This is a genomic window from Aquibium sp. ELW1220 (assembly GCF_030398385.1).
GTDB lineage: Bacteria > Pseudomonadota > Alphaproteobacteria > Rhizobiales > Rhizobiaceae > Aquibium.
This window is the reverse complement of the sequence record NZ_JAOAOQ010000082.1, coordinates 1-9157: the sequence shown is the minus strand read 5'-3', so window position 1 is coordinate 9157 and position 9157 is coordinate 1. Positions and strand designations below refer to the sequence as shown.

General features: G+C 62.3%; 6 protein-coding genes. All 6 read left to right on the top strand.

The window, feature by feature from the left end; translation table 11 throughout:
- The first annotated feature begins 366 nt into the window (after window positions 1–366).
- The 6 genes from N1F91_RS30430 to N1F91_RS30405 all read left to right on the top strand — a co-directional run bounded on the left by N1F91_RS30430 (window position 367) and on the right by N1F91_RS30405 (window position 9087).
- Complete coding sequence (locus N1F91_RS30430; RefSeq protein WP_289997661.1) at window positions 367–2160, top strand: caspase family protein; 1794 nt, start codon at window positions 367–369, stop codon at window positions 2158–2160.
- Window positions 2157–3041, top strand: a complete 885-nt coding sequence (locus N1F91_RS30425; protein WP_289997658.1) for a hypothetical protein — start codon at window positions 2157–2159, stop codon at window positions 3039–3041. Before N1F91_RS30430 ends, N1F91_RS30425 begins: the two co-directional genes overlap by 4 nt.
- A gap of 50 nt (window positions 3042–3091) precedes the next feature.
- On the top strand, window positions 3092–5851 hold the full coding sequence (locus N1F91_RS30420; protein ID WP_289997657.1) for a CHAT domain-containing tetratricopeptide repeat protein: 2760 nt from the start codon (window positions 3092–3094) through the stop codon (window positions 5849–5851).
- A gap of 666 nt (window positions 5852–6517) precedes the next feature.
- Window positions 6518–8035, top strand: a complete 1518-nt coding sequence (locus N1F91_RS30415) for a tyrosinase family protein (RefSeq protein ID WP_289997656.1) — start codon at window positions 6518–6520, stop codon at window positions 8033–8035.
- Between the two features lie 7 nt (window positions 8036–8042).
- The gene (locus N1F91_RS30410) at window positions 8043–8822 is read left to right on the top strand and encodes a DUF2182 domain-containing protein (protein ID WP_289997654.1); all 780 of its coding nucleotides are present in this window, start codon (window positions 8043–8045) and stop codon (window positions 8820–8822) included.
- Window positions 8782–9087: a hypothetical protein gene (locus N1F91_RS30405; RefSeq protein ID WP_289997653.1), complete on the top strand. Its 306-nt coding sequence runs from the start codon at window positions 8782–8784 to the stop codon at window positions 9085–9087. Before N1F91_RS30410 ends, N1F91_RS30405 begins: the two co-directional genes overlap by 41 nt.
- The last annotated feature ends 70 nt before the right edge of the window (window positions 9088–9157 follow it).

The following is a 9157-nucleotide window of genomic DNA, read 5'->3' as shown; positions in this document are numbered from 1 at the left end:
GTGTGGCTCGCGCGATGTTGTCGGCAGGATTGGCCTAAGCAACCGAATCCTACGCCAAATCAACCGCTTATGCTACATCCGCCAGCCTTGCGAACACGCCGTCGTGAATAAGACGGGCTAGCGACAGCGCCGACCATTCCGAGCTCGAGAGAAGTGCCTTCAGAACCTTGACGGCATGATCCAGGGGCTCCCGCGTCCTGAGTGAACGAAAGCCCTCGGCGGAGCTGTAGAGTTCTTCTTCGAGTTCGGCGAGGCTGGGCACGATTACAGTCCACTTATGCTTTTCGATTGCTGCCGTCTTGAGTAGCAGCGTTGCCCCGAAGGGGCGAGCCTAGTAATCTTGAGCATCGTCGCTGTGTAGCCAGCATGGCTGCGGTCGAGCACGGGGGGATCATGACCAGTCGGGGTGCAATCATTGTCGGTGTGGACAGGACCGGAGGCAACCTGCCGAAGCTAAAAGGTGCGGCTGCGGATGCGGAGCGCGTCGATGCCTGGCTGCGGGGCGAAGGTTTTGACACTGTTCTGCTCACTGATACAAAGGCTGGTCGTCGGAGCACAGGCGCGGTCAGCTTGGCGGCGATTGGTGGCGCGGTACGGCAGTTCGTTGAAAAAGGAACACTCGATCACCTAGTTATCTATTTCGCCGGCCACGGACTCAACAATTTCGGTACTGAAATCTGGTTGCTTTCAGCCGCGCCCGATGACCCGAACGAAGCGATCTCGTTATCGAGCAATTCTGATTTGGCGCGCGACTGCGGAATTCGGACTGTCACCTTCATCTCGGATGCATGCCGTTCGAATCCTCCAGCCGGTCCGCTGCGGAGGGTTGCTGGCGGTGCAATTTTCCCAAACCTGCGCGCAAGGCCAGGGCCGCGGGGCAGGGTCGACAGGCTGCTCCCGACTGCGCCGAACGCAGCGGCGTTCGAGGTTGATGAGGAGATATCCGAGGTCGTCCAACGTGCGGGCATATTCACCACCGAATTGCTTGCAGCCCACGGCTACCCGAAGAAGCTGCCGCCGCAGATCAATGAACCAGAGGTAGCGCTGGTCCGACATGTGAAGGGGACGGCTGGAGTTCTTCGCGTCGTTAACCTCTCGCAACTGGGCGCTCACCTCGAGCAACACGTCCCGATAGCGGCATCAAAGAAGAAGATAGAATGGCCGCAGCAACCGGAATGCATTGTCGAAACACCTCCTGTCGACAAACATATCGGCCGAGCTCTCTTTCCACCGCCAGAGCCTGACACCTCGATCGCGCAAAATGAAGCTGTCGGCGAGAGGCGAGGGGAGTTGCGTCCTGCCGCGGAACGCGATCCCGAGAGCAGCCGCTTGAAGCGTGACATCGCCCTGCGGGTTGATCGCAGCAAAGCCCTTATCAGGCGTGCTGACCAGAAAGGTCATTTCGAGACCCATACGGGAATTCAGGTCGACGGGGCCGTCGTTTTATGGGCGCACGGAGTGGGGGTGGACACCGAAATCCTCGGCGGCTCGCAACGCAGTCATCTCACGCGCATCCATCCTGTCCAGCGCGCGGGGTCGGTCGTTCTTCAGTTCAATGGCGGGACGGGTACCGTGATCGGCGCCTTCGACGGCTACATTGCCTCGATAAAAGTGAAGCAAGGAAGGGTGGCAAATATCAGCTACATTCCGTCAGACCTGCACCAGCGGTGGCTCAGCGAACCGGACCGATGGACGGAATTGGGGGAGCTACGGGCTGGTGTGGCGGCCAAGGTCAAGCATGGGGTGTTTCGGATCACCGACGAGGAGCCTGCAAGATTCGGCGATCGCATCCGGACGATGAAAGCTGTCGATCCTACGCTCGGTATCTACGCCTCATATGCCTACCATGAGGTCGGTCGCCAGAACCTGGTTCGGTCTGTCGCAAGGTACATGCGCAACGATTTGGACGGATATTTGCCGTTCGACGTCGCTCTGCTGCTCGGAGGTCGCTCAAAGAAATTCAAGGGCCGTTTCGATTTGGCTGCGCCTTTCTGTCCCATGCTCATGCAAGGTTGGCCGCTGCTGAAGAACCGTTTTGCCGACGTGCCTCCCAATCTCGTCGGTCTCATGGATCATTTGGTGCCTGCGCTCTGGACCACGATAGACCCCGACGGAATGCGCGGACTAAAGAGCGAACTCGAAGCAAGGGCGAAGCAATGAGCAAGCCGGCACTGGTCTTGATCCACGGCCGCAGTCAGGCCGGCAAGGATCGAGCGGTCCTAGAAGAGACATGGATTTCGTCGCTCCGGAAAGGACTTGGTGGCCAAGCGCATCTCCTCGATGACGTCGATATCCGTTTTCCATTCTACGGAGACGTACTTGAGAGCTGGGTTTTTCCGGGCGATAGTGTCAACAATGGCACCGCACGCGGGTTCGCTTCGGCGGAGGATCCTGGCTATCTCGAGTTCCAAGCGGAGGTGGCTACAGAGGTACTGGCACGCCACGGCATAGACGCGCAGGCTCAGGATGAGCTTGTCGGTGACGCTGTACGGGACGCCGGTCCAAGAAGTCCGGAGTGGGTGCAAGGCCTTTTCCGGTTGCTGGATCGTCTACCCGGCACAACCGGGCTTTTCATCTCGATGGTCATGCGAGATGTCTACCTCTACCTAAATCACGCGGGCGCGCAGCGGGCCGTTGACGAAACCGTCATTCCAGCGTTTACCGGCAATTGCGTTGTCGTCGCGCATTCGCTCGGATCGGTTGTCGCCTACAGATTGCTAAAGGACGCAAACGCCTCAACGTCTGTACCGCTCTTCATGACGATCGGCTCGCCGCTTGGAATCGGACCTATACGGCGCGCTATGGCGCCAAGGAAATTTCCTACGGTCGTAGGTAGCTGGATCAACGCATATGACGAGCGAGACGACGTAGCCTTGTACCCGCTTGGTTCGGGGCGTTTTTCGATGGACCCTCCGACACCGATCATGGACATCGGTAAGATAGACAACACAACAGACAATCATCACGGCATCGTAGAGTATCTTAACAAGGAGGCGATCGCCAGAGAGATAGCGCATGCGTTAATAGGCAAGGCGAGCTGATGTGACGAAGCAGCGAGCACAGGTTCTTGTCTGACGCGGAGCAAACAGACGTGATCGACGGCGGGTCGGACGTTGAGCTTCTCAATCCGGAGGGGGCCCCCGCTGATGCGCTTCCGATGAGGATAGCCAAAACTGCTGATCACATTCGGATCGCCAGGCAGGCACGACGGCCGATGAGGCGGCCGTCTGTCAAAGCGCTAGCTCATCGAACGAACTTCTACTGGACACCGGATCAGACGCGGCATGCGCTCGCAAATGCAGCTGCTGCGATTGGGGCGGGTGACACCGATGCCGCATTAAGGTGGGTCGAGACAGACGACTCGCACAACATCGAACTTCACCTTGCGGCGCTCATTATCACGCAAACTACGGTCGCTGGTGCCAAAACCGCCGATGCCCGAGCAAGAGCCGATGCCTCTGTCAGCCAGATGCATATCGCAGGCAGGGAATGCTTGGATCGCGGCAATCCGGCCCTAGCGCTCTCCCTTCTCCTGCGCGCAGCTTGCGGGCTGCCATTCTTGATCCGGCCGGGCTCAAAGGCCCCGGGGGTGGTTCTTTGCGATCTCGCGACCGCACTTCAAGACCTCAACCAGTTCGCCCTCGCTTCGCGAATCTACGCGGAAGCTCTGGAAGCCTGCCCCTCGGGCGAGGGCAAGCACTGGTTTCAGCGCAGCGTCATACTGTCGAACTTTGGCGTCATGCGGATGATCGAGGGCCGCTTCGACGAGGCCTCGCGTATACTCTTCGAATCTATCGATTTCACGAAGCGGAGCGGTGAAGCCCCTCCGACCGAGTTGATCGCCGTGCTCGTCAATGCAGGACACAGCGAGCGTACAAGGGGAAACATCGGCTCGTCGCGCAAGTTGCTCCGAGAGGCGACGGCTGTGGCACGCAAGTCCGGACAAACAGCGACGACGAACTATGCCCGGGCTCTCATTCACCTTTCCGATCTGGATCTTGAGGCTGGCCGGAACTCAGCGGCAATCCGCCGATGTCGGGTAGTGCAACGGCTGGCAGGCACTTTCTCCAAACGCCTTGAGGGCCAAGCGCATTCGATGGAGGGCGAGTGCCAGATCAGAATCGGGCGGTATGAGGCGGCTCGCCAAAGCTTCCAGCGTGCCTACGACTTGCTGGAGGGGCGGCCAGATGACGATGCCGACGAGCGCGTCGAGATCAGACAGCTGCTCGCGGATGTTGAAAGAAGACTGGGGAGCCTCGACCGTGCTGAGGTCCTCCTCGACGAAGCCAAGACAATCGGCGACGCAAAGTACGGCAAGCAATGGATCGGACATGCCGATACGCTGAAGGTCCGCGGCCGGATTGCGTGGGATAGGGAGAGCTTTGAGAAATGCCTGGCACTCCGCACTCAGGCCGTGCGGCAATTGGCAGGCATGGTGGCCGACGACCATCCAAAGAGGCTGTTGCTCGATGGCGAGTTGGCCGAGGCTATCGCCGCGACCGGGAAGTCGAGCCAAGCACTAAGGCTCCTTCAAAGCTGCATGCGCCGTGAAGGCAAGCTGCTTTCTCGTCTGGTCGATCGGAGGAATTCCTTCCTCGAGCTTGGTCATCTCCGCGTGACGCGACAGCATCTCGAAGTGTTCATTCTGATCCTGCTTAGAATGCGGCGGCGGTCGAACTGGGCAATTGGCACTTTGATCGAAGCGATACTCGCGTTGCGCGGGCTCGCGGCCTCGATCTGGCGAGCCAGTCCAACCGATGGTGTGGCAGCCGAACCGCTGTGGAAAGCCCGCGAAACCGGCGCGCAATACGACTACGCGCTGGTCATCGCGGAAACTTACACGCTTGAAGGCCAAAGAAGCCGTCTGCTGCTCTCGAGGTCATGGAACGCGCTGACGTTGACGGAACTGGGGGAGGCGGAGACGCTGGAAAATGCCTTCCGTGATTGGATCGAAAAGGACGGCGCTGCGCCGCCAGCATTGACCGGTTTCTCCGACAACCTCATTCGCGTCGCCGGGGCCGCTGAAAGGCTGGTGTGGATGCCGGATCATGCTCTTGCCATGCATCCGATCTGTGCCTTGCCGCTCTCGAATGGGAAGCTGATCGCGGATTGTGCAACGATCATTCAACCGCGCGATGCTTATGCTTTGGCCGGACCGGCGCGTGCAACCAGAAGCCCTGGTCCGTCTTTGGTGGTCGGGGTCTCACGTTTTCATCCCAGCATGGCCCTTATGGACCTCCCCGGGGTCGCGACTGAAACCGTGTTGGTTGCACAGATGCTTCATGGAGAAGGCCCCACGGTGCTCGCGGAGGACGAGGCTACCGTGCCGGCGGTGGTTGCTGCGTTGTCCCGCGTGCCAACGCGAATTCACATCGCAACCCACGGACTCGTCGCGACCGCTGCCCCGGACAAAGGTCGTGTCCGAGCGCAGATAGCCGCAGCCGCGCGGCGCGACCCTTTGGCTGGAACAGCCCTGGTTCTCGGCGGCACGACTTCTCCCGGTCAGGTGGGCTTGCTGTCAGCCCGCGACGTGATCAGGCTGGACCTTCGTGGCGTGAAGCTCGTCGTCATAGCCGCCTGTGACTCGGGAGTGGCGTCCTCCGACGCGAGCGAGGGGATTTTGGGGCTACAGGCCGCCTTTCACGCGAGCGGTGCCGAAACCGTGATCACCACGCTTTGGCCACTCTATGACCTCCCCACCAGCTATCTGGTCGAACAGCTTTACGCCGAGGTGCTCTTGGGCAAGCCGCCGGCCGAATGTCTTCGGCGAGCGCAGGCTGCCACCCGGCGCAAGTGGGCCGGCAAGTTCGGTTGGGGTGGATGGATCGTCTCCGGTCCTGCTTCGGGTTGATGCCAACCCGAAGATCAACCGACAGAGCTTTCGACATCTCTTCCGGCCTCCATCCGGCAGTCCGAGCGCAGCTCGGCAACTCTTGCCTCATTTGGAATGCGCGAACGGAAAGTCAATTCCTGCGCGTAAGCGAGACCGGCGAGCCGGCCACGCCGCGAATCCCGCGCGCCGACGTCCCACGCTTGGCGCTGCCTCCGAGTGCGGCCAGTTTCCGGCCGAATTCGTGAAAGGGCACGCTGCAGCTATTGTCTCGAATCTGGATCGTCCGACTGCCAAGCTCGATGGTAACTTCTACGCGACCAGGCTCGCCGGGAGCGATCTGTCCAGCTGGATGACGCTCACTCAGGCGCGGCGCACTCCTCCAAAACGACAATTTTTTCACCGCGCGAAAGCAGAGAGTCCCGCACGCTCGCTGTGGCGCGGAGGGCGATCGAAAGTGGCGTCGGGACAGCACGGTTATCCGCAGTGGCCATTCATCATGCCACGCTAATACTCGCTGCACCGTGAGAAATCGTTGCCTTTCATCGTCACGGGCGCTGCAACAAATAGATAATTTCCGGCTTGGTGTCTTTCTGCTTTTACGTATACTGTACTCCTCAGCTTGCAACGATGGTGCTGCGACGGTCGCCGAGACTATCGACTCCGCAGCCTCGGGGGGAGGTCGGGATGAGCCGTGTCCGTCGAAGCGTCTGGTCCGAAGGACCGGGCTGGAATGAGACGCTGATCTGGTATGCCAAGGCGGTCGGCGTCATGACGCAGCGGCCCGTGACCGAGCGGACGAGTTGGCGGTTTCTCGCCGGCATGCACGGATACCACGAAGGGCACTGGCGGGCTCTGGGCGTACTCAAGCCGGAGGAGACGCTCCCGGGCGGAACCGAGCTCGACATGTTCTGGAGCAAATGCCAGCACGGCTCGTGGTATTTCCTCCCTTGGCACCGAGGCTATCTCTCAGCTTTCGAGCAGATCGTCCTGTCCGCGGTCGTGGAGGCGGGCGGGCCGCAGGACTGGGCGCTGCCGTACTGGAACTACAGCAGCACGGCCGAGCCGAATGCGCGCAAGGTGCATCCCGCGTTCACGGCGCCAAATATGCCGGACGGCACGCCGAACCCGCTTTACACCCGCTTCCGCTTCGGCAATTCCGAGGCGGGCGAGGTCATACTGTCCGACCTGGATGTCGATCTGGGGGCACTCAGCGACTCCGTCTATTCGCGCGGCTGGAACACGGCGGGCGGCTTCGGCGGCGGCGGCTCTGCCACAAGCCACAATGCCGGACAGGCCGGGTCCCTCGAACGCACCCCGCACGGCAACGTGCACACGGCCGTCGGGGGAGCGGCGGAGCTGCCAGGCCTAGGCGAGGTTCCCGGCTTCATGTCCCTGTTCGAGACCGCCGGCCTCGATCCGCTCTTTTGGCTGCACCACGCCAATATCGACAGACTCTGGGAGGTCTGGCTGAAGCGGGATCAGAAACACCGCAACCCCGATGACGCGCGCTGGCTCGGCGGACCGATGGACCGGCCCTTCGTCATGCCGCGGCCCGACGGCAGCGAGTGGCACTTCGCCAGCGCCGAAATGGTCGCTACGGATGCGCCGCTCCTCAACTACGTCTATGATGACGTCTCGGATCCACTGGTCGTAACCGCGGGACTGACGGAAGGTCTCGTCCCGCCGGCGCATCAGGGTGAGGTGGAGGCAGTGGACACGCAGCTCATCGGCACCAACGGCACGGAAATCAGGCTTGGGGCGGGCGGCGCAACGACGGAGGTGGCCGTCGACGAGCAGGTCCTGCGGCGGGCCAGCGAGCAGATGACCGAAGGCCCCGAAGCGGCAGCCGCCGCGGGCGCCTTCTTCCTCACGTTGGAAAGCATACGCGGCCTGAACAATGTCGCCATCTACCAGGTCGAGGTCGACTACGGCGCCGCTGGGGGCGAGTTGCCGTCCGGCGAAGCGAGAGCCATGATCCTCGGCAGCTTCTCGACTTTCGGCCTGGGGGAAGCATCGGCGCTGGCCGAGGGGAACGACGGCATGACGCTGACCTTCGACATCACGAAGCTGGTTCAGCGCATGGGTTTCGACACGGAGCCCAACCTCGACCGGTTGCGGGTCTCGATCGTTCCGCGATCCGCCGCCCGGGGCATCGAACCGCCGACCATCGGCCGGGTCAACATCTACCAGGACACGCCCTGACCGAGCCATGCGCAAGCGCCACCTGCGGATAGTCGGAGCGGTTGCGGCGACCAGCGCGGCGGGGTGGGTGGTGCTGCTGCTCGGCGGCCCGATCCTGCTGCCGGTGATCTGCGGGGAGGGCTGGACGGGGGTCGCGTCCGTGGAGGCATTCGTCGCCGTCAACGGACTGCCGGCGGTGCTTGCCGCGCACGGTGTGATGGTGGCGGCGATGATGACACCGCTGCTTGTGCCCTCGCTGCTTTCGATCTCGGACCGGGTCTTCGCGCGCAAGCGCCTCCCGGCCATGCTGGCCTTCTCGCTGGGCTACGCGGCCTTCTGGCTGGTGTTCGGATCGCTGCTGACGGTGGCGCATGCCGTCCTGTCGGCGGCGCTGCCCAACTGGCAGGCCACCGCCGTTGCGACTGCCGGGCTGTGCCTCGTCTGGCATGCGCTGCCCTGGCGCCAGCGGTTCCTCAACCGCTGCCATGTCGAGCGGCCGCTGGCCGGGCATGGCATCGTGGCCGACGCAACTGCGCTGACGCATGGCTGCCGGACCGCGGCTTCCTGCGCCGGCGCCTGCGCCGCGCCGATGCTGTTCGCCATGGCCTGCGGCCCCTTCGTCCTGCCCGCCATGCTGGCGGTCGCGGCCTTCCTGTGGATCGAGCGCATCCTGCCTCCGGAACGGCCCGGCTGGGGTCTCGGTAATCACCTGCGCACCGCGCGGCGGATCGGCTACATGGCCCGGTCCTGGCCGAGGTTCACGCGCCATGTCTGGCAGCGGCACGGTGCCGCGCGGGCCCATGCCTGAGGCTCTTTCGCATGCGAAGCTCACGGCGCTGCTCGCGGCCGAACACGCGCTGGTGGACGAAGCCATCCAGGTGATCCATCGCGGCAGCGAAACCCCGATGACCCTCGACTTGATCGAGCTTGCCGGGCGCGGCGCCAGCCCGCCGCTCGCGCCGGCCGATGCCCTTCGCGGGTATCTCGAACATAACGGGATTTCCGATACCTTCATCGCCGTCATGGTAACCGGGGCAGATTTCCGGGCGATCAGGCTTGAGCGGCTTGCCTGACGAGATCGGGGAGTCGCGGTATCGGCTGGTGGGCGGGTATGCCGAGGCGATCGCCGAGATATCGGAAGAA

Coding starts and splice junctions, on each gene's coding strand:
- N1F91_RS30430 (WP_289997661.1), top strand. CDS start 367: ATGGCTGCGGTCGAGCACGGGGGGATCATGACCAGTCGGGGTGCAATC.
- N1F91_RS30425 (WP_289997658.1), top strand. CDS start 2,157: ATGAGCAAGCCGGCACTGGTCTTGATCCACGGCCGCAGTCAGGCCGGC.
- N1F91_RS30415 (WP_289997656.1), top strand. CDS start 6,518: ATGAGCCGTGTCCGTCGAAGCGTCTGGTCCGAAGGACCGGGCTGGAAT.
- N1F91_RS30410 (WP_289997654.1), top strand. CDS start 8,043: ATGCGCAAGCGCCACCTGCGGATAGTCGGAGCGGTTGCGGCGACCAGC.
- N1F91_RS30405 (WP_289997653.1), top strand. CDS start 8,782: ATGTCTGGCAGCGGCACGGTGCCGCGCGGGCCCATGCCTGAGGCTCTT.